The organism is Mesorhizobium japonicum MAFF 303099, from assembly GCF_000009625.1.
Classification (GTDB): Bacteria; Pseudomonadota; Alphaproteobacteria; order Rhizobiales; family Rhizobiaceae; genus Mesorhizobium; species Mesorhizobium japonicum.
In genome coordinates this window covers 5,396,541-5,422,857 of record NC_002678.2, presented here as the reverse complement: position 1 = coordinate 5,422,857, position 26,317 = coordinate 5,396,541, and the positions used below count along the sequence as shown (strand labels likewise).

Here is a 26,317-nt window from a genome sequence, read left to right as displayed (position 1 = left end):
GATTTCAACGTGGAAACACAATTCGATGAAACAGATTGCACTGTCGCTTTTCGTGATCGCTGCCTCCGGCGCCTATGTCTGGGATCAGGCCGGCAAGAATCCGGCAAACGATATGCTTGGGGAAGCGCTGCCGGCCGACGCAGCCGAAGCCCCTACCGTGCAGCCGAAAGAGCCCGCATCCGCTGCGGCTTTGCCGGTGCTCCGCACCTCGCCGGCGCCCCTCGATCCCCGCTTCAGAACAAGGCTCCCGATTGCCCGGGAAACGACGGCTGGCATAGCCGTACCCGCCGAACGGCCAAATGATCCAGTCAAACAGACAGTGGTTCCAGTGGCACCACAACCGTCGCCAGCGCCGCCGGCGCAGCCAGTGACACCGGCTGTCACCGATCCTGCGTCGTCAACGCCTTCATTCGCCGTAACGCCCGCCATCTACATACCAGTCCCGCAGCCGAGGCCGGCATATCCGAATGCACCTGTACGTGTCGTCCGGGTGGGCATGAAGCCCGCCGCACATGGCTATGCCGATGGCGTCTACACCGGCCCCACGGCCGATGCCTACTACGGCATCATCCAGATTCAGGCCCTCGTACAGGGCGGGCAGCTTACGGCGCTGAAAGTGCTGAAATATCCCTCCGATCGCCGCACCTCCGTCAACATCAACAGGCAGGCGCTGCCCATGCTGCGCGACGAAGCGATCAGCGCCCAGAGCGCCGATGTCGATATTATTTCGGGCGCGACGCTGACCAGCAGGGCTTTCATCCAGTCGCTGCGCGGCGCGCTGAAGAAAGCGTCGTCGTAGGTCCATGCGCGACACGCGAATTTTGATGGGCATGCCCATCACAGTCGACATCGGTGGCACGTCGACCGATGATCTGATCGACACGGTCTTCGGCTATTTCGAACATATCGACCGGCGCTTCAGCACGTACCGGGCCGACAGCGAGATCGCGGCCATCAACCGCGGCGACGTTCCGGTCGTCGACTGGAGCGGCGAGATGATGGAAGTATTCGCTCTCGCCCAACAGACGAAAGACCAGACGGACGGATATTTCGACATTCGCAAGCCCGACGGGTCGCTCGATCCTTCCGGCATCGTCAAGGGCTGGGCCATCCGCAATGCGGCAGGGATTGTTCAACGGGCCGGCATCAGTGATTTCTTCATCGAGGCGGGCGGCGATATCCAGTCCTGCGGCAAGAATGCATCGGGCCATGACTGGAGCGTCGGCATCCGCAATCCCTTCAATACGGACGAGATCGTAAAGATCGTGTATCCCCGCGGTCGCGGTGTCGCAACCTCCGGCACCTATGTCCGCGGTCAACACATTTACAATCCGCATGGAATTGGCCATCCGATCCAGGACGTCGTCAGCCTGACCGTGATCGGCGCCGATGTGCTCGAAGCCGATCGTTTCGCCACCGCGGCCTTCGCCATGGGGCGGGATGGCATTCTCTTCATCGAGCAGACGCTAGGCCTTGAGGGCTATCTCGTCGACGCCAATGGCCGCGCTACGCCGACAACCGGGTTCGGAGCCCTTTGCCTGCCATGATCAAGACCATCGACCGATTTCTCGATCACCTGACGATGTACAGGCTGGTCCTCTACTATCTGATGGCGCTGGTCGGCGCGGCGTTCGTTCTCGGCTTCGTCAGGCTGGTGCCACATGACCCGATTGCACTTGCCTTCACGACGGCTTTGGCGTTGGCGGCCTGCTGGATTACCAATAAGGTCTTTGCACGGATCTTCGCAGTCCCGGCCAACAAGGAGTCCGTCTACATCACCGCGCTCATTCTGGCGCTTATCCTCGATCCGGTTGCGGTCACGGACATTAAGGGGATCGCGGCGGTGGCATTCGCGTCTGTCTGGGCGATTTCATCCAAATTCATTCTCGCCATCGGCCGGAAGCACCTTTTCAACCCGGCTGCACTGGGCGTGGCGCTATCCGCGCTGCTGCTCGACCAACCAGCCACCTGGTGGGTTGGTGGCAATCTGCCGTTGCTTCCACTCGTGCTCGTCGGCGGTATGCTCATTGTCCGGAAACTGCGCCGGCTTTATCTAGTCTCGACCTTCGTTGTCGTGGCGCTGGCGACCATTTTGGCAACCACGGACCCATCGCAATACTGGACCGCGCTTGCCGAGACACTGGGTTCGTCGCCTCTGCTCTTCTTTGCCTTTGTGATGCTGACCGAGCCGCTGACCGCGCCGACGATGCGTTGGCCGCGTATCGCCTTCGCCGCCATCGTCGGCTTTCTGTTTGCTCCCAACATCCATATCGGCTCGTTCTATTTCACGCCGGAACTGGCGCTGCTTGCCGGCAACCTGTTTGCCTATGCGGCAGGCCCCAAGGGACGCTTCGTGCTGACTCTTGAACGCATTGAGCAATCGGCCGTCGACAGCTTTGACTTCGTCTTCCGGTCCCCGCGCAAGCTCGCCTTTGAGGCCGGCCAGTATCTCGAATGGACGCTTGGCCTCGATCGTGCCGACAACCGTGGCAACCGCCGCTTTTTCACGGTCGCCTCGGCGCCGACGGAGGAAACAGTCCGCCTCGGTGTCAAGTTCTATCCGCAATCGAGCGCCTTCAAGCGCGAATTGATGACCATGAAGCCGGGCAGCACGATCCACGCCGCGCAACTGGCCGGCAACTTCACGCTGCCCGCCCGGCGTGAAACCAAGATCGCGTTCCTGGCCGGAGGCATCGGCATCACGCCGTTCCGCTCGATGCTGCAATATCTCCTCGACCGCAAGGAGCGGCGACCGATCGTCATCCTCTACGGAACCGAAGGCCAGCAGGACATCGCTTATCGCGAAGTGCTTGGTGCGGCCAGACAGGAACTTGGTATCAAGACGATACACGCTGTGGCTAGCGGTGGCGAGCGCGGGCAATATCCCGGATACATCGATGAGCGCCTGATACGTCTGGCAATACCCGACTACCTCGAGCGCACTTTCTACATTTCCGGCCCGCAGGCGATGGTCAAGGCGCTGCGCCAGAAGCTGCTGGCCATGGGCGTTCGCCGCCCGAAGATAAAGGTCGACTATTTCCCGGGTTTTGCCTGAAGCATGCTCAACTGTGTCGGGGCAAGGAAATGGTCACGACCAGACCCGGATCGGCGTTGGCCATGGCAAGGCGTCCACCATAGGCTTCGACGATATCGGATACGATGGCCAGGCCAAGACCGCTGCTGCCGCCCTTGCTGTCGAGCTGGACACCACGTGACAGCGCGAACTCCCGGTCGGCATCCGGTATGCCTGGGCCATCATCGGTGACGGTGATAACCACCTCGCCTGCGGCGGCGGATGCACCGACACGGACTGACGATTTTGCGTAGCGGGCGGCGTTCTCGACCAGATTGCCGAGGATCTCGGACAGATCGCCTTCGTCGATTGGCGCCGTCGCATCTTCCGCAACATCCATATTGAATGAAAGCTGCTTGCCGCTTGGTGTCCGCTTGACGACGGCAATGACGCCAGCCGCGACGTCCGCCACAAGGCAGGATGCCTTGCCGGAGACGCCGGGCGCGAGTCGGGCGCGCGCAAGCTCCCGCTCGACATGGCGCCGGATCGCAGCGGCGCTCTTCTCGATCTCATCGGCCAGCCCCGTTTCGCCTTTTTTTCTCAACGCGCGGATATCGGCCGACAGCACTTGCAGCGGTGTCTTGAGACCATGCGCCAGATCTGTGGCGCGCGATCGGGCTCGAGCAAGTGCCTTCTCCTGGGCATCGAGAAGGCGATTGATTTCGTCCGCGAGCGGCTGGACTTCGCTTGGTGCCGCCACCTCGAGCCGTGCCGTTCGCTGTGCAATCACGTTTCTCACCGAGACCCGCAAGGTTTCCAGAGGCGCGAGACCGACGGTGATCTGGATGAAGAAGGCCGCCATGAGAGCAATGGCGAGCAAAATGAGGGCTGGCGCAAGGTCGCGGACATACCCGTCGACGGATTCCTTCACCGTTTGATGGTCTTCAGCCACGACGGCGCGAAACGATCGGCCACTGGCGTCGATGATGGTTCGCTCGACGGCGATGGTGAGTTCCCCTTGTGGCCCCTTGAATTCCTTGATCTCCCTGAGTTCGCCGTTGGTTGCGTGATCAGGCAAGGCAAGCGTCGCATCCCACAATGAACGCGAGCGGACAAGGTTGCCGGAACCAGTATCCTGCACCTGCCAGTAGTGGCCGGAAAAGGGAATGGAGAACCGTGGGTCGGTCAAAGCCGCCTGGACCGAAAGACGGCCATCGGCGGCGAAACTGGTCGCGCCGATAAGGTCGTTCAGGTCGACTGTCAGCTCGCTGACAACGCGCCGCTCGACGTTCAGCTCGAACAGATAGCGCAGTCCGACACCGGCGATGGCAAGAGCAACAAGGATCGAGATCGTTGCGGCCAACCAGAGCCTGAAGCGGATCGAGTTGCCCATCAGCTGAAATCGTCTGGGACGAAGTACCCGAATCCGCGCCGCGTTTCGATGACGTCACTCCCAAGCTTGCGACGCAAGCGAGCGACGATCACTTCGACCGCATTGGGATCCCGGTCGTTGCCTGAATCGTAAAGATGCTCGGCCAGCTCGGTCGGCGCCACCACCCGGCCGGCATGATGCATCAGAAACGCCAGGAGCCGGTATTCCAGCGGCGAAAGCGCAACGGGAATGCCGCGCAGCGAAATTCGCATCTGGCGTGTGTCCAGGACGAGTGGCCCCGACTTGAGCACCGGCGCCGCCTGCCCCGTTGAGCGGCGTAGGATTGCGCGTAGTCGGGCAAGCAGTTCTTCCATTTCGAAAGGTTTCGGGAGGTAGTCGTCAGCGCCAGCATTGATGCCGTCGACACGTTCCGTCCACATGCCCCTGGCGGTCAAGATGAGGACCGGGAACCGGCGGGCGTTGGCTCGCCAACGTTTCAAGATCGTAAGACCATCGAGCTTGGGCAACCCGAGATCTAGGATCGCAGCATCATAGTTCTCCACATCGCCTGCGAACCAGGCAGCCTCTCCATCGCGAACGGTGTCAACCGCCATTCCGGATGCCTTAAGGACTGTAGCGACATCGGCCGCGATACGGGGCTCGTCCTCGGCGAGGAGGATCTTCATCAGTCACCCTCCCCGTTGCGCATGATGGCACCGGCGCCGGCGTCGACGTCGACGGTCTTTCGCCGGCCATCGGCACCGACGACCTGAAACCGGTAGACCCACCTGTCGGCCTGACGGATGAGATCGACCGCGACAACATCGCCGGGAGCCTTGGCACGGACAATGTCCAATATGTTGGCCAGGCCTTTGATTTCGCCGCGTTCGTAGAGATCCCGCGCCCGGTCATGGTCGCCGTCATCGTCCTCGTCGGCGCGGGCAGCGAGAGGCATGGCCAGGACAAGTCCAGCGAGACCCAGCACCGCCATACGCTTCAACTGGATTTTCATCGGCAAGGCATGTCGCACGTTGAAGCTTTCAATCTGCTGTCAGTCATTCTCAGCCCACAGCAAGCAAAGGGTCCATATCGAGGTATCATCGCGTCCAATCATGGCCGCGCCGAGAAGGATACGAGACCATGCGCAATTCCATGCTTGTCCTTGCAGCACTTGCAAGCCTCACGACCTTTGCCCTGCCGGCGGCCGCTGAATCGGACGAAGGATCATGTGAGGCATCATCGTCTGTTGTCCCATCCGGTCCGATCGATCTGCAGGCAATCCCCATGCAGGACGCCTCCACCCCGAAAGCCATCAAGGGCGGCGAAGATGCGTGTGACGACCAGCAAGGCGATGAGGCCGACGAAAACGACTAGGTCATCTCTTCGCTGTGCGTGGCCCGCCACAGCACATAACGCTTGCCAATGTCGTGGGCCAAGGCTCGCTGCAAAGCCGGCAAATTATCAAAGTCCTCAAAGTCCCTTGCCAATTTCCGGAGAGTTTTCGTGATCCCCATTCAACATATCCATCCCATGCTTGTTCATTTTCCTATTGTTCTGATCTACCTGCTCGTGGCTATCGACCTTATGGCGCTCGTTGGCGGCAGCGCCGTCACGAGGAGATCGGGTGCCGGTACGATCTCTACTTTTGTGGCCCTGGCTGCCGGAATGTTCGCTATGGGGACCTGGTTCTTCGGAGGTCTTGCGCTGGATCATGCCGAAGCGGCCGGATTCAGCAGCGATGTCGCGGAGATCCATGAAAGCCTCGGAGGTATCACTGCCTTTGCTTTTCTGATCTGGGGACTTGTGAGGCTCACGCTTTGGATACGGAATCGCGAGTTTCGGGCTGTGACCATCGCCATTCCTCTGATCGAAGTTTGCGGAGCCTTTCTGGTCACTGCGACGGCCTACTATGGCGGACTGCTTGTCTACGAACATGGGGTGAACGTTGCCAAGACCGCGATCGCGGGTTGACCGGTTCGCGCCCCGTCACTCACGGCTCCAGCTTTGGACCATTTGCCTCGACCGAAAAATGATTTAGATCAAGGCGCTTCGTGCATGTGAAATCTAAAGAAGCCGGACGTTGGAAAAACTCCGGAGAGCGAACATGCAAGCCGAAGCCATCATGAGCAAGCCAGTCGTCGGCATAGACCCGTCCGCATCGATCGCCGAGGCTGCCGGGTTGATGCTCTCCAAAAAGGTCAGCGGCCTCCCGGTCATTCGCAACGACGGCAGGCTGGTGGGGATCGTCAGCGAGGGCGATTTCCTGCGACGCGGGGAACTGGGCACGGAGCGCAAGCGCTCGCGCTGGCTGGAGTTTCTCGTCACCCCCGGAAGGGCCGCCGACGAATATGTCCGCGCCAATGGTCGACGGGTTGAGGAGGTGATGTCGCAAGATGTCGTTACGGCATCCCCCGCGGCATCGCTCGCGAAAGTCGTCGAGCTCATGACGCGTCGCCATGTCAAACGCATTCCGGCCACCGAAGGCGGGAAAGTCGTCGGCATCATCACCCGCTCTGATCTTCTGCGGGCATTGCTCGGCGTCCTTCCGGATGGAGCCGCTACGGTCATCGATGACGAACAGATCCGCCACAACATCGCTACCGAGCTTGCGAAGCAGAAATGGGCTGGCAACGATTTGATCAACGTGATGGTGGACAAGAGTGTGGTGACACTGAGCGGCGCCATCTTCGACGAACGCGAGCGCCAAGCCGCCATAGTCGCCGCCGAAAACGTTGCCGGCGTCAAAGCTGTGAAGGATGATCTCTTCTGCGCAGATCCTGTCTCGGTCATCCTTGTTTCGTAGCGGACGTCGAAAAAAGTCGCGTCATTAGCAGTCATCGCCCGATTGGCGTACATGAACGACATTGATCCGCAGCGCCTTGGTGAGTTGCCAGTCCCCGCCCACGGCTTCGCCGCGCTTAGGTCGCGACCAGGGGTATCATTGGTCGAAGCAGCAACAGGGCAAAGGCAATAAGCGCCGCGCCCGCAACTTTTTCTGCCAGTGTTTTGCCTCCGCAGAAGCGCCGCCCCAGCAAAAGCCACACCGATCCAGTGGCGGCTGTAATCACCACAAGCGCAATCCAGAAGATCCCCAGCGCGCGCGGTTCGATGTTCATCGGCACGATAGCCAGGCAATAGAGGAAGGCCTTCGGATTGAGTGCACTGGTCGCCACAACAGAAATGGCGTTGCCGCTTTTGGCAGCGTTGATCCGGGCGCTCGCCGTCAGACGCAGGCCAAGAATGACGAGCCATCCGGCTGCTACCAGCCTAAGTATTTGAACGGCGTCGGGCGACACGAAGGGACGCAGCGAAAACCAGCACGCGGATGCGATCCCATATCCGCATGCCTGAGCGGCCAAAAGCCTGACCGCGTTCTCCCGCTTGACCGACCCCGCCATCAACAGAGCGTTAGTTGGCCCTGGTGCGACAAAGAGCAGGAATGCTTCCAGAAAAAATTGAGTGTCCAAGCTGCCTTGTCCCGTGGAATGTAAACCTATCAACTGCAAAACTTGGCTTGCGTTGACGCTCGTCAAAACACGGACAGCACGATATCGTCCAGGCAGAGTACTCGAATGGCTAGCGTTGACCGGCCGCATGCTGCAGTCGAGCGATCAGGTCGCTGTTGCGGCAATAGTCTGGCGGGTTATCGGCTTGCTGATGTTCGTCGAGCCAGACCGAGCATTCGTCCTGGTGCCCGCAGGAACGGCAGCGGTCCACCGCCCGGCTGGTGACGGCGGCATGGTCGGCTACGACTTTCAATTGTCTGTCGACGCCGAGCTTCCGCATCATGCGGTCCATCAAGGTGGTTCTGGCATCAACTGAAATCAGGTAATCGAGAAAGGTCATGGTGATCACTCCTGCCTGCTGGCCATCATTGGCATGTTGGCGGCGGGCGGCGTTGATCTCGATCAACAGGCGGCATTGTTGCCGATCTCTGAGCCCCAGACAGGGAGCATGGCGCGCTAAACCTTGGCCACGAGGCGATCGAGAAAGGACCGCTGGCCGGCAAGCAACTTCTTCTTGCGGGCCCGGCTCTCTTGTCCGAAGAACCAGCGCTTGGTCGCCTCCGAGGCGAGTAGATAGAGCGCGGTAATTGCGACAAGCCCGACAAGTACGGGCAGAGGCAAGGGCACGAAGCCGAACCAGGCAGCAAACGGCAGATAGGGGATCATGATCGCGACAATCCCGACAGCCAATGTAAGCCAGGCAAGCAACGGGCTTGGACGGCTCGCCCAGAAAGCCCTGTGCGTGCGCACAATGAGCACGATGGCAAGCTCCGTCAGCAACGACTCGACAAACCACGCGGTCTGGAAGGCGGCCTCCGTGGCGCGCGCAAAGAACAGAAGGAATGCAAAGGTCGCGAAGTCGAAAAGTGAACTGACCAGGCCAAAGCTGATCATGAACCGCCGCACAAAACGGATATCCCAGTGGCGAGGCCGGCGCAGTTGGTCGGGATCGACGTTGTCGCTTGCAATGGCGAGTGAAGGAACATCAGAAAGGAAATTGTTGAGCAGGATCTGCTTGGCCAGAAGCGGCAGGAAAGGCAGGAACAGCGAGGCGACAGCCATGCTGATCATATTGCCGAAATTGGCGCTGGTGGTGATGGAAATGTACTTCATCGTGTTCGCGAAGGTCTTGCGGCCATCGTCGACGCCGCGCACCAGCACGCCGAGATCCTGCTTGAGAAGGATGATATCGGCCGCCTCGCGCGCGACATCGACAGCGCTGTCGACCGAGATGCCTATGTCTGCCTCATGAAGGGCAGGCGCATCATTGATACCGTCGCCCAGGTAACCAACGACACGGCCCCTGCTCCGCAAAGCCTGAACGATGCGCTCCTTCTGGTTGGGGTCGATCTCGACGAACAGGTCGGTGTGCTGCACGCCTGCGAAGAGCGCGCTCTTCGTCAATTTCGAAAGCTCCTCGCCGGTCATGATCCTGTCGGCGCGCAAGCCGATCGCCTGGGCGAGATGCGCGGCAACGTAACGGTTGTCGCCAGAAATGACCTTTACCGCGATGCCGCGCTGGGCGAGTTCGGCAAGCGTCTCCTTGACGCCTTTCTTTGGCGGGTCGAGGAAAAGCAGGAAGCCCGCGAAGGTGAGATCGATCTCGTCTTTCCTGCTGAACGTTTTCTGGCTCTCAAACCGACGGATTGCCAGGCCCAGGACGCGGAAGCCGTCCGCGCTCCAGCGTCGGAATTTTTCGTCGATTGCCGCCCGGTGCATTTCATTGAGAGGTTCCAGCCCCTTGGCTGTGCGCACAAAGCTGCAGGTTTCTAGGACATTTTGTACGGCGCCTTTGGTAATCAGAAGATCCTGGGCGTCCTTGGGCCGCACCACAACGGAAAGCCGCTTGCGAATGAAATCGTAGGGGATTTCGTCGACTTTCGTGAAGGCCGCCAATGATGCGCCCTCGCCCGGGACGCCGGCGATTGCTTCGTCCAGCGGGTTCTTCAGGCCGGTCTGCAGGGTCGCGTTGAGACGTGCCCAGAGCAGAACATCGGTCGACGGATTGCCATCAACATCGAGCCATCCATCGAGGTGGATGACGCCTTCCGTCAGCGTCCCCGTCTTGTCGGTGCACAGCAGATCCATGCTGCCCAGATTCTCGATGGCATCAAGACGGCGCACGATGACGCCATTGGCAGCCATCGCGCGAGCCCCTCGAGCCAGCGTCACGCTGATGATGGCCGGGAGAAGTTCGGGCGTAAGACCAACCGCCAGTGCCAGCGAAAACAGCAGCGACTCAATCAGCGGTCGATGCAGCAGCAGGTTGGCGAAGAACACCAGGATGACGATCGCCAGCATGATCTCGGTCATCAGATAGCCGAACAGCCGGATGCCCCGGGCAAACCCTGTTTCGGGGATTTGTCGCTCCAGGGCCGCGGCGATCGACGCAAATTCCGTGCGGGTGCCGGTTGCCGCTGCAAGCACGGTTGCGGTGCCGCTACGGACGGATGTTCCCGTAAAGACCGCGTTGGTGCGCAGTGTGAGCGCGGCATCCGGCGCCGATCGTCCCGGTGTCTTCACGGCGGGAAAGGTTTCGCCGGTCAGCACGGCCTCGCTCACATTGAAATCGCGCGCATCCAGAATGATACCGTCGGCAGGGATGAGGTTTCCGGCCGAAAGCCGGATCACGTCGCCCGGTACGATCTCTTCGGCGGCGACCGAGCACTCGGCGCCGTCGCGCAACACAATAGCCTTGCGCGAAATACGCTGTTTCAGTGCTTCGGTCGCCCGCGACGCGCCGTACTCCTGGGTGAAGCTCAGGACACAGCTTGCCAGCACGATCGCGCCGATGATCGCAGCCTCCTGGCCATCTCCGACGAAGGCTGATACGCAGGCTGCGAAAATGAGGATCAGGACCAGCGGGCTGCGGAACTGGCGGGCAAACACTGCCAAGGCCGACGCGCTTGACGTCGACGCGAGTGTGTTTCGGCCGAATTTTGCGAGCCTTGATGCCGCTTCGGACGAAGCAAGCCCCGAGACTGAGGTGTCAAGGCGTAGCAGGAGGTCATTGGTCTCGATCGACCAATAGGCACCGTCCTGTGGCGAGACGGATTGCTGGCCGGCTTCGCCTATCATCAGTACGACATGAAGCGGTTGATGCCCCTCTCTTCGATCAGCGTGCGGGTAACGCCACCGAACGCCCATTCCCGCAAGCGGCTATGGCCATAAGCGCCCGAGACGATGAGGTCGGCATGCATCGAGCGTGCGAATGTCAGCAACCGGTCGCCATCAGCCTCACCGGCGATCAGCTCGGTTCGCGCCTTGATGCCATGGTGCTCGAGAAAGACCGCGACATCGGCGAGGCTGTCGCGAATGCTTTCGCCGCGCTCGGTGTCAATCGTGGCAATCACGACTTCGCTGGCTTTGGCCAGGAAAGGCAATGCGTCAGCCATCGCTCGCCGAGCCTCCCTGGTGTCCTTCCACGCTACGAGAACAGTTTTGGCAAGGACGTGCTCGACGTTGGTTGCGGCGACCAGAACCGGGCGCCCGGCGCCCAGTGTCAGACTGCCGACATCCACGGCGCGAAAGACATTGTCTCCTGCCTGGCCGGTAACGATAAGGTCGGCTGCTCTGGCCGAAACGCTGAGGAAGCGGGTCGGGCTGCAAACAGCTTGCCCCCATTCGCTAAAGATCGAAGCCGGAACCAGCCTCTCGAACTCGGCACGCAGTTCGGCAAGCCGCTTTTCGATTTCAGTTCGCTGGATCTGCATGATTTCGCCTTCGTAGACCATGCCCTGGCCAGTCGCGACCAGCGGAGGGACGTCCGCAGCCGCCAGACCGATGAGACGGGCCCCAAACCGTTCCGCGAGTTCGACCCCCACCCTTACAATAGGTGCAGGAGGCGCATCGATGGCGAGGTTGACGATGATTGACTTGTAAGACATCGCGGGCGCCTTTCGCTGAACGATGGAATGCGTGATGAATTGCATTCGCCAGCGTCCAATGCCTTGATGCGCGTCAAAGATCGCCAACTGCGTCTGCGCACGAAAACGTCGGCTCGATCCGTTTTGCGTGTGCGGCGAGAAATGATAGGTAGCCCGGTAGCGTCTCGAACCGGGGAATTTCAGGTGATCAAAGACGAAGCGCTCAGTTTGTCGCCCGGCGGGACAACACTCAAATCATTGCTGTCGCGAATGTTCGATCAGGCTCCGGGATTTATAGCGCTCATGCGCGAGCCAGGTCACGTTTTCGAACTGACCAATGCCGCCTACCAGCAACTGATCGGCAACAGGCAAGTGATTGGAAAGCCCGTGCGTGATGCCTTTCCCGAGCTCGAAGGACATGAGTTTTTCGACCATCTGGACCAAGTGTACACGACCGGCGAGCCCTATAGGGGCCACGGGGTGAAGGTTGGCCTTCGCAACACAACCGACGGCCCTGTCGAAGAGCGCATCCTTGATTTTGTCTATCAGCCGATCAAGGCTGACGATGGCCGTATCACCGCGATCTTCATTGAAGGCACGGATGTCAGCGAACTCTCATTTGCAAACGCCGCACTTCGGCTGCGCGAGGACCATTTGCGATCCATCCTGGCAACAGTGCCGGACGCAATGGTCGTCATTGACGAACAGGGCCGGATCCAGTCCTTCAGCACCGCTGCCGAAACGCTGTTCGGCTATCAGTCAAGCGAGGTCATTGGTCAAAACGTGAAAATGCTGATGCCCTCGCCCTACCGCGACGAGCATGATGCCTATCTGCTTCGCTATCTGACGACGGGAGAGCGCCGGATCATCGGGCTCGGCCGCACCGTTACCGGCGCGCGCAAGGATGGCACGACATTCCCGATGGAGCTTTCCGTCGGCGAGATGCACCCGGGAACGGGACGTTTCTTTACCGGCTTCTGCCGGGACCTCACCGAACGCCACCGGGCAGAAGCAAGAATCCAGGAGCAGCAGCAGGAACTGCTGCACATGGCGCGGTTTACAGCACTCGGCGAAATGGCTTCGACGCTTGCTCATGAGATCAACCAGCCACTGACGGCGATCACGAACTACCTCAAAGGCAGTCGTCGACTGCTCGAGAAAAGCCAGGACGAGAATGCGCCTATGCTTCGGGATGCTGTCGAAAGGGCAGCTGAGCAGGCATTGCGAGCAGGCGACGTCATCCGTCATCTGAGGGATTTTGTGGCCAGGGGCGAAAGCGAGCGCCAGGTCGAACGATTGCCGGTTCTCATCGAGGAGGCCGCATCCCTGGCCCTGGTCGGCGCGAGGGAGATAAATCTCCTTGTCAGCTACAAGCTTGACCCTGCCGCCGAACTGGTCTTGACCGATCGCATCCAGATCCAGCAGGTTCTGCTCAATCTGATGCGCAATGCGGTAGAGGCAATGCAAGGCTCGCCTCGCCGCGAATTGAAGGTCACAACTGTCGCCCGTGATGATGGAATGGCCGAGGTGAGCGTGATCGATACCGGCCCAGGCCTTGCCCCGGAGGTCTCGGCGCAACTCTTCCAGCCATTTGTGACCACCAAGAAGCACGGCATGGGTGTCGGGCTTTCGATTTGCCGTACCATCGTTGAATCGCATGGCGGTCACATATGGGCCGAGGCAATCCCGGCCGGCGGGACGGCTTTCCGGTTCACCTTGCGCGTCGTGGAGAAGGAAGAGGTCGCAAATGGACGGCAGTGATCTGGTGCACGTGGTCGACGACGACGTGGACGTTCGCAAGTCACTCGGTTTTCTTCTGGCGACAGCGGATTTTGCGGTGCGCTTGTACGAATCGGCGACGGCTTTTCTATCGACAGCGACGGGCAAGCTCGAGGGCTGCATCGTCACCGACGTACGCATGCCGGGCATAGACGGTATCGAGTTCCTGCGGCAGCTCAGAGCCAGCGGCCATACGATTCCGGTTATTGTCATGACAGGCCATGCCGATGTGGCCCTCGCCGTCCAGGCGATGAAGGAGGGAGCCGCCGATTTCATCGAGAAGCCGTTCGATGACGAGATGCTGATCGAAGCGATCCGTTCCGCATTGGCCAACCGCAACCAGGCACATGCGGCGCATCCCCAGTCCGCGGATATCCGCGATCGTCTGTCCACCTTGTCGGAACGCGAGCGGCAGGTGCTGGATGGGCTCGTGTCTGGCCTGCCGAACAAGACGATCGCCTATGATCTGGGCATCAGCCCGCGCACCGTCGAAATCCACCGGGCCAATGTCATGAGCAAGATGGCAGCAGGCAGCCTGTCACACCTCGTGCGCATGGCGCTTATCGTGGAGTCCAAATCCTAGACTTATCGGCCAGGCTGAAGTCCGTCGTCGTCGTTGAGCGTTCTCTCCATCGCCCAATCGCGCCAATGGGTCGGTCGGATATCGACACGCGCGCCAGTGGCTACGTTCTTCCAACCCTCCCCCACCCTTCGGCAGGGAAATACAAGCGCGTGCACGCCGTCCTCGTCAAGGACGGCAAGTTCGAGATCGCGACCAAACGGAGCGTTTAGGATTGGCTTCCACATCGCATCAAGATGCCGGCAAACGATGGGCCACGCTTTGATCTGCATCATTTTCTGGAATCGCCCCGATAGCCGCCGGCATGAGGTCGTTCTTGGCGCTCCTGATCGGACTCGCCCCAGCTGTGCCTACTCTGCAGGTGCCTCGATCACGGTTGCTGCAGGCTGCTGATATAGGCGATGATCGCCTCGATCTGATCAGGGCTCGCGACCCACTCAGGCATGTCTGGATGTCCTGTCGAGATGCCTTCCGCGAGAGCTTCCTCGAGGTCCGCGATCGGATAGCGCTTCGACAAGGTGCGAAAGGCGGGCGCATCCGGATGGCTGCTCTTGTCGGTTCTGCCGACGGCGTGGCAACCGGAGCAATTCAACTCAACCAATGCCTTGCCGCGTTCGACCGTGCTATTTGCCAAGGCTGGCGGTGCGCAGCCAAGCAAAACCGCCGCCAACACTGAAAGCCGCGCGTTATATCTGCGGCTGCCATTGTCCATACGGGTGTTCATGGCTGCAAGCCTCCGCGTTTCCGATCAAGCGACTGTCTTCGCCGCTATGTCTTCAATCGCGGTTCTGGCTTCCTTGCGCACCAGCCCGGCCGCTTCCGAAGCAAGCTTGGACGTCAGTGTCGCAACCTTGCCGGCTTCGGTGACATATTCCGAGACCGCATTCTCCAGGAAGGTGGAGACGACCTCGAAGGCATCATTGAATTCAGGGCCGCCGATGAGATCGTCCGCCAGCTTGATATCCTGCTCGCAACGATGCCTCAGAAAGGTAAGCGTTTCGACCTGATAGCGCATCATCGCCTTGAAGGCGTGCGCCTGAAGTGACACGGCGGTAAGAACCACCTTCTGGCCATTTTCCGCCATTGGCAGCGGCTGTGTGCCGGATCGCGGCGGTCCTGGATAGCTGTGCATGATCGACTGCTCCGTTGCGAGATGCCGCAACGCTAATGCCATTCGCCTCGGGGTCGTTGATCAGGATCAATCCCCACAGCCGTGTCCGTGAAAAGACCTTGGCGGCGTGACGCATTCTGTGCTGCGCAGCCGATCGCTGCATCGATTCATATCGAACTGAGCAAAAACACCTTCGCCCCTGAAGTTGACCTGAATCAAGGTCGCCCCTTCCCGCAAGGGGTTACGTCTAGCCTCGCCAAATGAGCGAGGAACCGGTGCGGCGACACCTGCGATCGTTCCACAGAAAAGGAGTTCGGACATGAACTACCAGCGGTTCTTCGAAGAAGCGATCGACCAGCTCCACGCGGAGCGTCGCTATCGTGTCTTCGCCGACCTCGAGCGCATCGCGGGCAAGTTTCCGCGCGCCATCTGGCGCTCCAACGGCCGCGCCGAGGAAATCACCGTCTGGTGCTCCAACGACTATCTCGGCATGGGCCAGCACCCCGATGTCATCGCCGCGTTCCAGAACGCAGCCGGCAAGATGGGCTCGGGCGCCGGCGGCACTCGCAACATTTCCGGCACGTCCAACCCGCTGGTCGAGCTCGAACATGAGCTTGCCGACCTGCACGGCAAGGACGCGGCCCTGGTCTTCACCTCTGGCTTTGTCTCCAACGAAGCCTCGATCTCGACCATCGCCCGGCTGTTGCCCAATTGCCTGATCATCTCGGACGAACTGAACCACGCCTCGATGATCGAAGGCGTGCGCCGCTCGGGCGCCGAGAAGAAGATCTTCCGGCACAATGACGTCGCGCATCTGGAAAGCCTGCTGCAGGCGGCCGGGCGCGAACGCGCCAAGCTGATCGTCTTCGAAAGCGTCTATTCGATGGACGGCGATATCGCGCCGATCCGGGAGATCGTCGAACTCGCCGAGCGCTACAACGCCATGACCTATATCGACGAGGTCCATGCGGTCGGCATGTACGGACCGCGCGGCGGCGGCATCACCGAGCGCGAGGGCCTGGCCGACCGCATCGACATCATTGAGGGCACGCTGGCCAAGGCATTCGGCACGCTGGGCGGCTACATCACCGGCACCAGCGCGGTGATCGACGCGGTGCGCTCCTATGCGCCGGGCTTCATCTTCACCACGGCGCTGCCGCCGGCGATTGCCGCCGCGGCGACCACCTCGATCCGCCATCTCAAGCGCTCGCAGGCCGAGCGCGATGCCCAGCAGCAGCAGGCAGCGCGGACCAAGCAGATCCTGTCGGCGGCCGGCCTGCCGGTGATGGAGTCGCCAACCCATATCGTGCCGGTGCTGGTGGGTGACCCGGAGCTTTGCAAGATGGCCAGCGACCGCCTGCTTGGCGTGCACGGCATCTACATCCAGCCGATCAACTACCCGACCGTGCCGCGCGGCACCGAACGCCTGCGCATCACGCCGACACCGTTCCATTCCGATGCGTTGATCGCGGGACTGCAGGACGCGCTGGTCGAGACATGGGACGCCCTCGGCATCCCCTATGGCGCGGCAGGACGGCCCGCAGTGGCCAAGAGCGATCGGATCGTTCCGCTGATCATGGCGAAGGCCGGAGGCTGAAGCCGCCATGTGCTCAATCGTCTTCATCCATTTCGGCTTCCTCTGAATTTTAGGGGTAGAACCATGAGCCACATGTCCCACACCTCTTTTTCCGGCTTCACCCACGCTGCGCAGCAGGCACAGCAGTGGGTAAAAGAGCTCGCCGCTGATCTCCGCTGGAGCGAGCCAAGTGCATGCCGGCTTCTAAGGTCCGTTCTGCACGCGATGCGAGATTGGTTGCCGCCGGCGGAAACGGCCGATTTCTCGGCGCAACTGCCCGTTTTGATTCGTGGCATATACTTCGAGGGCTGGGACCCATCGGCGCCTGAGCATGAGCGCAAGAAGCGTGATTTTGTCCTCAGCGTCAGGAACAGCTTCGGCTACGATGACGACGTCGATTTCGACGTCGCCATCAGCGCGGTGTTCAAGCTGCTCGATCGCCATATATCGCATGGTGAGATCACCCAGGTGAGAAACTCGATGAAGAAGTCCCTTCGCGAACTCTGGCCGGCGGATTGAACAATGTTTCGCGACCGCAAGCAGGCAGGAGAGAAACTCGGCATCGAATTGGCCGGGCTCGATCTTTGCCGGCCGGTCGTTCTGGCACTGCCGCGCGGTGGGATTCCTGTCGCCGCCGAAGTCGCCAAAGCCCTGGGCGCGCCTCTCGACGTACTCGTCGTCCGCAAAGTTGGTGCTCCGGGCAACGCGGAACTGGCGGTAGCCGCTGTCGTGGATGGCAATCCACCCGACGTCGTGCTCAACCGGGAGATTGTTGAGGCTTATGCGCTCGACGATGCCGAACTTGCCTCGCTGGTCGCTCTCGAACGCCCGGAACTCGAACGTCGACGCCTCGCCTACAAGGGCAGTCGCAGGTCGTTGTCAGTCGCAGGTAAAACGGTGATCCTCGTCGACGACGGGGCAGCAACCGGAACGACCATGAAGGTTGCCATACGCGCGCTCAGGCACCGGGCGCCCAGGGAGATCATCGTGGCGGTTCCGGTGTCTCCGCCGGATACATTGGCCGATTTGGCGACGGAGGCTGATCGCGTGGTGTGTCTTAGCCAGCCAGGGCGGTTCCGTGCATTGGGCTATCACTACCTGCGGTTCCCGCAGCTTTCCGACAGTGAGGTGGCCGCCGTGCTGGATGAGGCTGGCCAGCTGCACAAAACCCGCAAGAGCCATATGGTGGGCGACGGGTCGACGGCCGAGAAGAACAGGAGATCACATTGATGCTGGTCCGCACGCTTTCTGCCTTGGAATGCACGAAAGTCCTGGCAGCCAATCGTGTTGGCCGCCTGGCATGCGCGAAGGACGGGCAGCCCTACGTCGTGCCCCTCTACTATGCCCATTCGGATGCTCATCTTTACGCGTTTTCCATGCCGGGCAAAAAGATCGAATGGATGCGGGCCAATCCGCTGGTGTCCGTCCAGGTCGATGAACACGGCCAGGGCCGAGGATGGAAAAGCGTCGTTGTCGATGGCCGGTATGAAGAACTGCCTGACCTGATCGGCCACAAGCTTCAGCGGGATCATGCCTGGTCGGTCTTGAGCAAGCACTCCGACTGGTGGGAACCTGGCGCGCTCAAGCCCGTCGCTCCTCCCACAGCCGACAGTGCACCGCATGTTTTCTTTCGGATCCTGATCGAGCAGGTATCCGGACGAGAAGCTAGCGAGTAGTCGCCCCTCAAGTCTTGCGAGAAATGAAAAGGGCCGGTGCAATCTGCACTGGCCCTTTTCTCCGCCGTTGAATCGCTATCGCGCCATCAAGACCGGCAGCGATTGACCCTCAAGCATCGACCTGGTGACCCCACCGAAAATCCGCTCGCGCAACCGGGAATGACCGTAGGCGCCCATGACCATCAGCTCAGCCGCAACGTCGCCGGCATGCTGGCGAAGCACATCGGCAACCGAATGGTTCGCGCTCGGCAGCCGGTCGACCGTAACTCTCACGCCATGCCGGGCAAGATAGGCCGCGGCATCTGCACCCGGCTCCTCGCCATGATGGAACTCATCTTCAGTGGGATCGACGATGACAAGGCGCACATCTTCGGCGCCCTTCAGCATATCGAGGGACTCGCGGACGGCGCGCGATGACTCAAGGCGGGCGTCCCATGCAACGAGGACGCGTTTCGGCTTCAGCGTCGGCCGCGTGCCCTCGGGAACGAGCAGAATAGGCTTTCCCGATGAGAACAGCGTGCCCTCGATGACTTTATCCTTCAGCGTGTGGCTTGCCAGCAAATCTGGTCCGAGAATGGTCAGATCGGCGTAGCGGGCACGCCTTCCGATGACGTCGTCCGCCCATCCCGTGTCGGGATAGTCGTCGCTCAGATCGGCCGATACGGCGCTCTGGGAGAGAAAGCCGGCGACATCCGAAATTCTCTTCTCGAGCCTTTTCAGCTCGGCCTGGCGTTCCTCGAGCCAGGCTGGCGAAACGACAGCGGCATACCCGTCGCCTGAGGGCGGCGCGGCAAGCTCGAGAACGAGCACGGAGAGATGGGCGCCGACCTGTTCGCACAGCGAGGCGGCTAGCTTTAGATCACCTTCACCCTGGTTCGGCCCGGTAACCGTAAGCAATGTCCTGAAAGTCACGGCGGCAACTCCTGATTTCGATTGAAGGATCAGTCGTGGTTTCAGTCACTAGCGAGGGTGCCCGATGCGTTCATTGCGCTGAATCAAACACCGTGACCGCGGCGGCATTTGATCCGCATCAACGCACTCGCAAACCAGGGCTGTAGGTTTCAGTCGATCAATCGGGGAAACGCAGATGAAATTCCTGATCGCGGCGATTTTGGCGGGATTGGCCCTCAACGCGGCTGGCGCCCAGGAACTCGGCAACGGCAAGGCGGAATACATGAACTCATGCGCCGTCTGCCATGGCCCTGAAGGCAAGGGGGACGGCCCGTTAGGCGACGAGTTGTTGAAGCGGCCGAGCGACCTGACGCGCCTCTCCAGGCGCAATGGCGGCGAATTCCCTTATTGGCGCGTCTTTGCCGTCATCGACGGCCGCGGCATGGTGCCGGCGCATGGCGATCGCGACATGCCGGTCTGGGGCCGGCAATTCCTCCCCGGTGACGTGAAGAAATATGGCCCGAATGCCGGGGAAATCGTCACAAGGGAACGGATCCGATCTGGCCGGTTATGTCGAGACGTTGCAGCAATGAAAGCTGAAGGCGCAAACAGTCTCCGCACGACGCAGGCATCGAAGAGGCCGGACATGGTCGTTGACGAGCAGCAATCCGCTATCGCGCTCCTGCTTGATCCTGCCTCCTATGGTGCGATGGGGCCGGTCGAGGCGATCGAGACCCATATCTCACGAATTTTCTTGATCGGTGGACGTGCCTTTAAGATGAAACGGGCGGTCAAGCTGCCCTATGTCGATTTCTCGACGCCAGCACTAAGGCTGGCCGCTTGCGAAAAAGAGGTGGAACTCAACGCCAGGACCGCACCCGGCCTCTATCTGGGCGTGCGGCGCATTACCCGCGAAGCCGACGGCAAACTCGTTTTCGATGGCGCTGGCCAAATGGTCGATGCGGTGATCGAGATGGTCCGGTTTGATCAGTCGAGGCTCCTCGATCGGATGGCGACCGCAGGAGAACTGACGCCATCGCTGATGACGGCCGTCGCACGCATGATCGTGGGATATCACCGTGCCGCGCCGAAGATCCACAACGGCACCGGCTCGTTCAATTTGATGGGCGTGCTCGACATCAACGAGGCCGGCTTTGGCACCAGTCACGTTTTTACAAAACGGGAGATCGAGACGTTTGCCGGGGCTTTCCGCACCGCACTCGCGCGCCATTCCGGATTGCTGGATCGCCGGGAGGCCGCGGGCAAAATCCGCCAGTGTCATGGCGATCTGCACCTGCGCAACATCTGCCTTTTCGATGGCGAGCCTCGCCTCTTCGATTGCATCGAATTCAATGACCAGATCGCCAGCATCGATGTTCTGTACGACCTTGCCTTCTTGCTGATGGACCTTTGGCATCGCGGTTTCCCAGAGCTCGCCAATCTCGTGATGAACCGCTACCTCGACGAGGCCGATGACGAGGATGGCTTTGTCCTGCTGCCTTTTTTCATCGCGGTGCGGGCAGCCGTGCGCGCGCATGTCACCGCGACCCAGGTCGAGGAAGGCAGCGCCGATTCCGGGAAATTGGCTGCCGAGGCCCGATCCTATTTCGAACTGGCCCGAACATTTCTGCAGCAAACGCCGCCGAGGCTCGTTGCCATCGGCGGCCTCAGTGGTTCAGGCAAGACGACCATTGCCGAGGCGCTCGCCGCCCATGTCGGTGCGCCGCCCGGTGCGCGCATAGTCGAAAGCGACCGCATCCGCAAAGCGATGCACGGCGTGCCCGCCGAGACCAGGCTGCCGGACAACGCCTATCGTCCTGATGTGTCCGATCGCGTCTACAACGAAATGACATGGCGCGCCGGCCTGATTCTCTCCGAGGGCGGCTCGGTTGTAGCTGATGCGGTTTTCGACAGACCGGCCGATCGTGAGCGAATCGAGAAGGCGGCGCGAGACCGGGGTATTCCATTCTTCGGTTTCTGGCTGGAGGCGGATCCACTCGTCCTTTGGCAACGGGTCAGCGAACGCAAGGGCGGTCCTTCGGATGCAACGGTCGATATCCTTTCGCGTCAATTGCAGCGAAAAGCCGGCCAGGCCAGCTGGCGCAGGACCGATTCCGATCGAAAACCCGTCGACATCGCCGCGGAACTGAGGAGATGTTGGCAGCGCGATGCTTCCGAAACCCTGCGCACGGCCTCCTGACTGTTGCGGATGATCGACCTCAACCGAGTTCGAGCTTGGCCTCGACAAGCCCTGGCTCGTTCGGAAGATGCATCAAGGAGAAGCCGAATTCACGGCACATTGCCAGCATCTTGCTGTTTTCACTGAGCACGATACCTTCGATGCGGCGGATCCCATCGGCCTTTGCATAATCGACGATCTGGCTGAGCAACTCCCAACCCAGGCCATGACCCTGCAAGTCCGTCCGCACCAGCAATGCGTATTCGGCGCTGACGTGGTCGGGATCGCAGGACAACCGGCTGATGCCCGCCAGCGCGCCAGTGCTCGCGTCCAATGCGACGAAAGCCATGTTGCGGTCGTAGTCGAGCTGGGTGAGCCGCTTCAACATCTGGTCGGAGAAGCTTTTGCGCGGCGACAGAAACCGCAGGCGCAGATCGTCGGGCGAAATCCTGCCGAGGAATTCGGGATAGAGCGCAATGTCCGCGGGCCTGATCGGCCGGATTTGATAGCGAGCGCCTCCTGCCGAGATTTCCTTGTCCCAACCTGACGGGTAGGGCCGGATGCACAGTGCGGGATTCGGCCCGGCTTCCTCCACCCGCCCCGGTTCGATCTCGATGCGTGCATCGAGTGCGATCACGCCGGCGGTGTCGGCGAGCAACGGATTGATGTCCATTGATACGAGGCACGGAAAGTCGACGACCATCTGCGACAGGCCGTTGAGCGCCGCAACGATCGCCTGCCGATCCGCGGGTTTGCGATCGCGGAATCCGGCGAGCAGCCGGCCGATCCGCGTTTGCCCGATCAGGTCACCGGCAAGAACGTCGTCGAGCGGCGGCAACGCGATCGCGGTATCGTCGGTCACTTCAACGGCGACGCCACCCGCCCCGAACAGCAGAACCGGACCGAAAATCGGATCGCGGCTGACACCAAGGATCAGTTCCTGAGCCTGTTTTCGCACCACCATCGGCTGTACGGCATAACCCTCTATATCGGCCTGGGGGTCGTGCTTGCGCAACCGGGCCTTGACTGAGCGTGCGGCCTCCTCGGCTGCCGCCGCGGCTGCAATGCCGAGCACCACCCCGCCAATGTCCGACTTGTGCGAGATCGCCTTTGACAGCAGCTTGACGACGACCTGCTCTGATGTCTTGAGAAGCCGGCTCGCCGCTCTCCCCGCTTCGGCAGGGGATCTGGCGATGATCGTTTCGGGCACCGGGATGCCGTAGGCGCAAATCGCCGCCTTGGCCTCGGGTTCGGTCAGCATGCGCCGGCCTTCCCTGGCGACCTGCCTGAATAGGGCAAGCACCGCTTTTCGACCACTCGTGGCGGCCTCGCCGTGGCTCGACGGCGTACGCAGCAGGGCCCGCTGGGCTCGCGACCAGTCGGCGAGGTAGGATACGGCCGTCGCGGCATCAGCGGGTGTCTCGAGGCTGGCAATCCCCGCGTCCTGAAGGACACGTCGCCCTTCGCGCGCCGTGTGTTCGCCAAGCCAGCAGGTCAGGACCGGTTTGCCGCCGATCTTGCCGTCCTGCGCGAGCGTTGCCACCGCGCTTGCCGCAGCGAGCGGCGAGCCGAGCCCGGTCGGGCAGTTGATGACCAGGACAACGTCGGTCCCGGCATCGGCCGCGATGGCCTCGACCGCGGCCCGGTAGCGCTCAGGCGGAGCGTCGCCGATGATGTCGACCGGATTGGCATGCGACCAAGTGGCCGGCAGGACGGCATCCAGGCGGGCAATCGTTCCCGGCGCAAGTTCGGCCAATTCCCCGTTGCAGTCGATAAGTTGGTCGACGGCAAGCACGCCGGCGCCACCGCCATTGGTGACGATGCCGACGCGGGCTCGCTCCAGCGGAGCAAAGCGGGCGGTCGTTTCAACCGCGTCGAACAACTCGGCCAGGCCTTCGACGCGCAGGATGCCCGCGCGCCGCAATGCGGCATCGACGACACGATCCGCGCCCGACAGCGCGCCGGTATGGGTCGCGGCCGCTTTGGCCGCCTGCTCGTGCCGGCCCGACTTGATGACGATCACCGGCTTGAGGCGCGCCGCGGCGCGCGCCGCCGACATAAACTTGCGCGGATTGGGAATGGTTTCGAGATACATCACGATGGCGTGGGTGTGCATGTCGCCCGCCAGCATGTCGAGGCAGTCCCCCACATCGACATCGGCCATGTCGCCGAGCGAGACGATCTGGGAGAAGCCGACATTGTTATCGCCTGCCCAGTCGATCAGCGACGTGGCAATGGCACCCGATTGCGACAGCAGCGCGATATTGCCGGGCTTGGCGGCCATATGCGCAAATCCGGCGTTAAGTTTGACGGGCGGGATCATCAGTCCGACCGTATTCGGCCCGATGATGCGGAACAGCGTGGGCTTGGCAGCGTCGAGCATGGCCTGACGCAAGCCGTTCTCGCGGGTAAGCCCGGCGGTGATCACGACCGCAGCCCGCGTCCCCTTGTCACCGAGTTCGCGCACGATGCCGGGAACCGTATCCGGCGGCGTGACGATGACACCGAGGTCTGGAATATCAGGCAGATCGGCAACCCCGGCATAACAGCGTCGACCGGCGACTTGCGAATATTTCGGGTTGACCGGCCAGATCTCGCCTTCAAAGCCGCCGTTGACGATGTTGTCGAACACCACACGGCCGACCGAGCCGTCACGCCCTGATGCACCGAAGATGGCGACCGACCTCGGGGCGAAAGCATGTTCGAGATTTCGAATCGTCACCCCTATGTCTCCTGTTCATGGCGATAATCGCCTGTCGATCTTGCCCGTTCGTTGCGTTGGATCAAAGTCTTCACCAGCCTATCGGGACTAGCTGTTTGCTTGAGTTCGACACGCCCGTCAGCGCCAGCGAAAATTGGCGAGTATCGATCAAATCGGAAGGCATCGCATGAACGAGTCCATTCTGCGGCGCGCATTGCTGGTCATCGCGGTCCTGGGTCTCGCTGGCGGCATCGGAGCCTGGCGAGCCGGGCTCGGGCCTCTTGATGCCGACACGATCTGGACGATGGCCACCTTGCCCGTGGTGGCGGCTCTCGCCATCTCCATTCTGCGTGATTTCTGGATCGGCCGCTTCGGTGTCGATGCAATTGCTTTGGTGTCAATGTCCGCCGCGCTGTTGCTCGGCCAGCCGCTGGCCGCGATAGTGGTCGCGATCATGTATGCCGGCGGCACTGTGCTCGAGGATTTTGCCCGCGGCCGTGCCGAGCGGAACCTCAAGGCACTCACTGACCGGTCACCGCGTGTCGCACACCGCGAATCCGCACATGGAACGGAAAGGATTTCCGTCGAAGAGGTCGTTGTCGGCGACACCCTTTTGGTACGCGCCGGCGAACTGCTTCCCGTCGATGGTATCCTGCTTGATGCTTCAGCCTCGATCGATGAGTCCGCGGTGACCGGAGAGCCGCTGCCGGAACGACGGACTGCGGGCGACATGCTGCGAAGCGGCACCGTCAATGCGGGCGAGACCTTCAGCATGCGGGCTGCGGTCCCCGCTGAAGAAAGCACTTATGCCGCGATCGTGCGCATGGTCGCCGCAGCACAGACCGCGAAGTCTCCGTTCATTCGCATGGCGGACCGCTTTGCCCTGTTCCTGTTGCCAGCCACTCTGCTGGTTTCCGCCGCCGCCTGGTATATTTCCGGCGACCCTATCAGAGCGCTTGCGGTGCTGGTCGTCGCAACGCCCTGCCCGCTCATCCTCGCTGCTCCTGTTGCCTTCATCGGCGGTGTCTCGCGAGCCGCTCGGGCCGGCATCCTGATGAAAGGCAGCACGGCTCTGGAGGCCCTCGCGCAAGTCCGAACCGCGATCTTCGACAAGACGGGGACCTTGACCATCGGCGGCGCCGAACTCATCGAAATCGAAGCCGCACCCGGCCGTGACGCGAACCATCTGCTGCGGCTGTTGGCATCCCTGGAACAGGCCTCGCACCATGTGCTCGCCGACTCGATCATCCGGACAGCGCGCGGCAGGCAGCTGGTGCTTTCGCATCCGCGCGATGTCCGCGAGTACCGCGGCGCGGGTCTGAAAGGCCGGGTCGATGACATGGCGATCGCGGCGGGATCGCGGGCTCTCGTGCTCACTGACAGGCCCCTGCCCGACTGGGCGAAATGCGGCGAAGAAAAATACCGGGACGAGCCGGTGCTCAGGGTGTTTGTCGCACTCGGCGGGCGGCTTGCAGGCGTGTTTACTTTCGGCGATGCGATGCGTGCCGATGCAAATGACACGCTCGCCAAGCTGCGCTCGGCCGGCATCGCGCGCGTAATCCTGCTGACAGGTGATGACGGTGCGGCAGCAAAGCGCGTTTCTTCCATGCTGGATCTGGATGCCGTCGTCGCCGATGCCATTCCCGCGGATAAGGTCGCGATGGTAGAGGCCGAGAAAGCAATGGCGCCGACAATGATGGTCGGCGATGGCATCAACGATGCACCCGCCCTTGCCGCCGCGACGGTCGGCGTCGCCATGGGCGCGCGCGGGGCGACGGCCTCTTCCGAAGCGGCCGATGTCATCGTTCTCGCGGACCGGCTGGAGCCTGTCGCCGAGGCGGTGCAGATTGCCCGACGGACACGCGCGATCGCCCTGCAGAGCATTGTTGTCGGGCTGACGCTCTCGGGTGTGGCAATGGCGGCGGCGGCCATGGGGCAGATCACACCGGTGGCAGGTGCATTGCTTCAGGAAGGGATCGACGTCGCGGTCATCCTGAACGCACTGCGCGCCCTTGGCGACGGACATCTCGGGCGCACATAGTGGACAACAACGGATCGGTGAACGGC

Annotated in this window: 25 protein-coding genes; 14 read left to right on the top strand and 11 right to left on the bottom strand. The window is 61.4% G+C overall.

Annotated features, from left to right (window positions below):
* Positions 1–25: 25 nt before the first annotated feature.
* From MAFF_RS27040 to MAFF_RS27030, 3 genes are read left to right on the top strand one after another with little or no spacing between them, the layout of a single operon-like run.
* On the top strand, positions 26–799 hold the full coding sequence (locus MAFF_RS27040; RefSeq protein WP_157866092.1) for an FMN-binding protein: 774 nt from the start codon (positions 26–28) through the stop codon (positions 797–799).
* Between the two features lie 25 nt (positions 800–824).
* The gene (locus MAFF_RS27035) at positions 825–1,547 is read left to right on the top strand and encodes an FAD:protein FMN transferase (protein ID WP_244420623.1); all 723 of its coding nucleotides are present in this window, start codon (positions 825–827) and stop codon (positions 1,545–1,547) included.
* Positions 1,544–3,055, top strand: a complete 1,512-nt coding sequence (locus MAFF_RS27030) for an RnfABCDGE type electron transport complex subunit D (RefSeq protein WP_010914187.1) — start codon at positions 1,544–1,546, stop codon at positions 3,053–3,055. The genes MAFF_RS27035 and MAFF_RS27030 overlap by 4 nt, the downstream gene beginning before the upstream one ends.
* A 7-nt stretch (positions 3,056–3,062) precedes the next feature.
* On the opposite strand, the gene MAFF_RS27025 is transcribed toward MAFF_RS27030, so the two are convergent.
* Genes MAFF_RS27025 through MAFF_RS27015 form a run of 3 tightly spaced genes read right to left on the bottom strand, consistent with a single transcriptional unit; the run spans position 3,063 to position 5,376 of the window.
* A complete protein-coding gene (locus MAFF_RS27025; RefSeq protein ID WP_010914186.1) occupies positions 3,063–4,406 on the bottom strand; it encodes a sensor histidine kinase in 1,344 nt (447 codons plus the stop codon).
* On the bottom strand, positions 4,406–5,071 hold the full coding sequence (locus MAFF_RS27020) for a response regulator transcription factor (protein ID WP_010914185.1): 666 nt from the start codon (positions 5,069–5,071) through the stop codon (positions 4,406–4,408). Before MAFF_RS27020 ends, MAFF_RS27025 begins: the two co-directional genes overlap by 1 nt.
* A complete protein-coding gene (locus MAFF_RS27015; protein WP_244420836.1) occupies positions 5,071–5,376 on the bottom strand; it encodes a PepSY domain-containing protein in 306 nt (101 codons plus the stop codon). The genes MAFF_RS27020 and MAFF_RS27015 overlap by 1 nt, the downstream gene beginning before the upstream one ends.
* A 149-nt stretch (positions 5,377–5,525) precedes the next feature.
* On the opposite strand from MAFF_RS27015, the gene MAFF_RS27010 reads away from it, so the two are divergent.
* The 3 genes from MAFF_RS27010 (at position 5,526) to MAFF_RS27000 (ending at position 7,188) form a co-directional block, all read left to right on the top strand.
* On the top strand, positions 5,526–5,759 hold the full coding sequence (locus MAFF_RS27010; RefSeq protein WP_010914183.1) for a hypothetical protein: 234 nt from the start codon (positions 5,526–5,528) through the stop codon (positions 5,757–5,759).
* 129 nt (positions 5,760–5,888) lie between these two features.
* Positions 5,889–6,356, top strand: coding sequence for a DUF2231 domain-containing protein (locus MAFF_RS27005; protein ID WP_157866091.1), 468 nt, complete (start codon positions 5,889–5,891; stop codon positions 6,354–6,356).
* 133 nt (positions 6,357–6,489) lie between these two features.
* Positions 6,490–7,188, top strand: a complete 699-nt coding sequence (locus MAFF_RS27000; RefSeq protein WP_010914181.1) for a CBS domain-containing protein — start codon at positions 6,490–6,492, stop codon at positions 7,186–7,188.
* 115 nt (positions 7,189–7,303) lie between these two features.
* Here the strand turns inward: MAFF_RS27000 and MAFF_RS26995 are convergent, their stop codons facing one another.
* From MAFF_RS26995 to MAFF_RS26980, 4 genes are all read right to left on the bottom strand, one after another.
* Complete coding sequence (locus tag MAFF_RS26995) at positions 7,304–7,852, bottom strand: hypothetical protein (RefSeq protein WP_032933057.1); 549 nt, start codon at positions 7,850–7,852, stop codon at positions 7,304–7,306.
* 109 nt (positions 7,853–7,961) lie between these two features.
* Positions 7,962–8,297 (bottom strand): DUF6455 family protein, encoded by a 336-nt coding sequence (locus MAFF_RS26990; protein WP_244420622.1) that lies wholly within the window; start codon positions 8,295–8,297, stop codon positions 7,962–7,964.
* Positions 8,298–8,347: 50 nt separating this feature from the next.
* On the bottom strand, positions 8,348–10,969 hold the full coding sequence (gene mgtA, locus MAFF_RS26985; RefSeq protein ID WP_044549325.1) for a magnesium-translocating P-type ATPase: 2,622 nt from the start codon (positions 10,967–10,969) through the stop codon (positions 8,348–8,350).
* A complete protein-coding gene (locus MAFF_RS26980) occupies positions 10,969–11,778 on the bottom strand; it encodes a universal stress protein (RefSeq protein ID WP_010914178.1) in 810 nt (269 codons plus the stop codon). Before MAFF_RS26980 ends, mgtA begins: the two co-directional genes overlap by 1 nt.
* 141 nt (positions 11,779–11,919) lie before the next feature.
* Between MAFF_RS26980 and MAFF_RS26975 the strand changes: the two genes are divergently transcribed.
* The gene (locus MAFF_RS26975; protein ID WP_010914177.1) at positions 11,920–13,518 is read left to right on the top strand and encodes a PAS domain S-box protein; all 1,599 of its coding nucleotides are present in this window, start codon (positions 11,920–11,922) and stop codon (positions 13,516–13,518) included.
* The gene (gene fixJ / locus MAFF_RS26970) at positions 13,505–14,119 is read left to right on the top strand and encodes a response regulator FixJ (protein WP_010914176.1); all 615 of its coding nucleotides are present in this window, start codon (positions 13,505–13,507) and stop codon (positions 14,117–14,119) included. Before MAFF_RS26975 ends, fixJ begins: the two co-directional genes overlap by 14 nt.
* 367 nt (positions 14,120–14,486) lie before the next feature.
* Here fixJ and MAFF_RS26960 read toward each other — a convergent pair whose 3' ends face one another.
* Both MAFF_RS26960 and MAFF_RS26955 read right to left on the bottom strand, forming a co-directional pair.
* Positions 14,487–14,828 carry a c-type cytochrome gene (locus tag MAFF_RS26960; protein WP_123169836.1) on the bottom strand — a complete coding sequence of 114 codons (342 nt, stop codon included), beginning with the start codon at positions 14,826–14,828 and terminating at the stop codon, positions 14,487–14,489.
* 36 nt (positions 14,829–14,864) lie between these two features.
* Entirely contained in the window at positions 14,865–15,248 is a 384-nt protein-coding gene (locus tag MAFF_RS26955; protein WP_157866090.1) for a phasin family protein, read from the bottom strand.
* A 298-nt stretch (positions 15,249–15,546) separates the two neighbouring features.
* On the opposite strand from MAFF_RS26955, the gene hemA reads away from it, so the two are divergent.
* The 4 genes from hemA to MAFF_RS26935 all read left to right on the top strand — a co-directional run bounded on the left by hemA (position 15,547) and on the right by MAFF_RS26935 (position 18,479).
* Positions 15,547–16,824 carry a 5-aminolevulinate synthase gene (gene hemA, locus MAFF_RS26950; RefSeq protein ID WP_010914173.1) on the top strand — a complete coding sequence of 426 codons (1,278 nt, stop codon included), beginning with the start codon at positions 15,547–15,549 and terminating at the stop codon, positions 16,822–16,824.
* A gap of 63 nt (positions 16,825–16,887) precedes the next feature.
* Entirely contained in the window at positions 16,888–17,322 is a 435-nt protein-coding gene (locus tag MAFF_RS26945; protein ID WP_010914172.1) for a DUF2267 domain-containing protein, read from the top strand.
* A gap of 3 nt (positions 17,323–17,325) precedes the next feature.
* The gene (locus tag MAFF_RS26940) at positions 17,326–18,033 is read left to right on the top strand and encodes a phosphoribosyltransferase (protein ID WP_010914171.1); all 708 of its coding nucleotides are present in this window, start codon (positions 17,326–17,328) and stop codon (positions 18,031–18,033) included.
* Positions 18,033–18,479: a pyridoxamine 5'-phosphate oxidase family protein gene (locus tag MAFF_RS26935; protein WP_010914170.1), complete on the top strand. Its 447-nt coding sequence runs from the start codon at positions 18,033–18,035 to the stop codon at positions 18,477–18,479. The genes MAFF_RS26940 and MAFF_RS26935 overlap by 1 nt, the downstream gene beginning before the upstream one ends.
* Positions 18,480–18,554: 75 nt before the next feature.
* Here the strand turns inward: MAFF_RS26935 and MAFF_RS26930 are convergent, their stop codons facing one another.
* Positions 18,555–19,391: a universal stress protein gene (locus tag MAFF_RS26930; protein ID WP_010914169.1), complete on the bottom strand. Its 837-nt coding sequence runs from the start codon at positions 19,389–19,391 to the stop codon at positions 18,555–18,557.
* A gap of 625 nt (positions 19,392–20,016) precedes the next feature.
* Between MAFF_RS26930 and MAFF_RS26925 the strand changes: the two genes are divergently transcribed.
* On the top strand, positions 20,017–21,570 hold the full coding sequence (locus MAFF_RS26925; protein ID WP_044551379.1) for an AAA family ATPase: 1,554 nt from the start codon (positions 20,017–20,019) through the stop codon (positions 21,568–21,570).
* Between the two features lie 19 nt (positions 21,571–21,589).
* On the opposite strand, the gene MAFF_RS26920 is transcribed toward MAFF_RS26925, so the two are convergent.
* A complete protein-coding gene (locus MAFF_RS26920) occupies positions 21,590–24,271 on the bottom strand; it encodes a bifunctional acetate--CoA ligase family protein/GNAT family N-acetyltransferase (protein ID WP_010914167.1) in 2,682 nt (893 codons plus the stop codon).
* Positions 24,272–24,437: 166 nt separating this feature from the next.
* Here MAFF_RS26920 and MAFF_RS26915 point away from each other — a divergent pair, with 166 nt between their 5' ends.
* Positions 24,438–26,291 carry a heavy metal translocating P-type ATPase gene (locus tag MAFF_RS26915; protein ID WP_010914166.1) on the top strand — a complete coding sequence of 618 codons (1,854 nt, stop codon included), beginning with the start codon at positions 24,438–24,440 and terminating at the stop codon, positions 26,289–26,291.
* Positions 26,292–26,317 lie beyond the last annotated feature (26 nt).

Bases quoted from the DNA above. Each gene is read 5' to 3' on its own strand.
- hemA (WP_010914173.1), top strand. From the start codon at position 15,547: ATGAACTACCAGCGGTTCTTCGAAGAAGCGATCGACCAGCTCCACGCG.
- fixJ (WP_010914176.1), top strand. From the start codon at position 13,505: ATGGACGGCAGTGATCTGGTGCACGTGGTCGACGACGACGTGGACGTT.
- MAFF_RS27015 (WP_244420836.1), bottom strand. From the start codon at position 5,376: ATGGCGGTGCTGGGTCTCGCTGGACTTGTCCTGGCCATGCCTCTCGCT.
- MAFF_RS27030 (WP_010914187.1), top strand. From the start codon at position 1,544: ATGATCAAGACCATCGACCGATTTCTCGATCACCTGACGATGTACAGG.
- MAFF_RS27025 (WP_010914186.1), bottom strand. From the start codon at position 4,406: ATGGGCAACTCGATCCGCTTCAGGCTCTGGTTGGCCGCAACGATCTCG.
- MAFF_RS26935 (WP_010914170.1), top strand. From the start codon at position 18,033: ATGCTGGTCCGCACGCTTTCTGCCTTGGAATGCACGAAAGTCCTGGCA.
- MAFF_RS26945 (WP_010914172.1), top strand. From the start codon at position 16,888: ATGAGCCACATGTCCCACACCTCTTTTTCCGGCTTCACCCACGCTGCG.
- MAFF_RS26955 (WP_157866090.1), bottom strand. From the start codon at position 15,248: ATGCACAGCTATCCAGGACCGCCGCGATCCGGCACACAGCCGCTGCCA.
- MAFF_RS27020 (WP_010914185.1), bottom strand. From the start codon at position 5,071: ATGAAGATCCTCCTCGCCGAGGACGAGCCCCGTATCGCGGCCGATGTC.
- MAFF_RS26940 (WP_010914171.1), top strand. From the start codon at position 17,326: ATGTTTCGCGACCGCAAGCAGGCAGGAGAGAAACTCGGCATCGAATTG.
- MAFF_RS26975 (WP_010914177.1), top strand. From the start codon at position 11,920: ATGATAGGTAGCCCGGTAGCGTCTCGAACCGGGGAATTTCAGGTGATC.
- MAFF_RS27040 (WP_157866092.1), top strand. From the start codon at position 26: ATGAAACAGATTGCACTGTCGCTTTTCGTGATCGCTGCCTCCGGCGCC.
- MAFF_RS26960 (WP_123169836.1), bottom strand. From the start codon at position 14,828: ATGGACAATGGCAGCCGCAGATATAACGCGCGGCTTTCAGTGTTGGCG.
- mgtA (WP_044549325.1), bottom strand. From the start codon at position 10,969: ATGATAGGCGAAGCCGGCCAGCAATCCGTCTCGCCACAGGACGGTGCC.
- MAFF_RS26925 (WP_044551379.1), top strand. From the start codon at position 20,017: ATGGTCGTTGACGAGCAGCAATCCGCTATCGCGCTCCTGCTTGATCCT.
- MAFF_RS27000 (WP_010914181.1), top strand. From the start codon at position 6,490: ATGCAAGCCGAAGCCATCATGAGCAAGCCAGTCGTCGGCATAGACCCG.
- MAFF_RS27010 (WP_010914183.1), top strand. From the start codon at position 5,526: ATGCGCAATTCCATGCTTGTCCTTGCAGCACTTGCAAGCCTCACGACC.
- MAFF_RS26915 (WP_010914166.1), top strand. From the start codon at position 24,438: ATGAACGAGTCCATTCTGCGGCGCGCATTGCTGGTCATCGCGGTCCTG.
- MAFF_RS26980 (WP_010914178.1), bottom strand. From the start codon at position 11,778: ATGTCTTACAAGTCAATCATCGTCAACCTCGCCATCGATGCGCCTCCT.
- MAFF_RS27035 (WP_244420623.1), top strand. From the start codon at position 825: ATGGGCATGCCCATCACAGTCGACATCGGTGGCACGTCGACCGATGAT.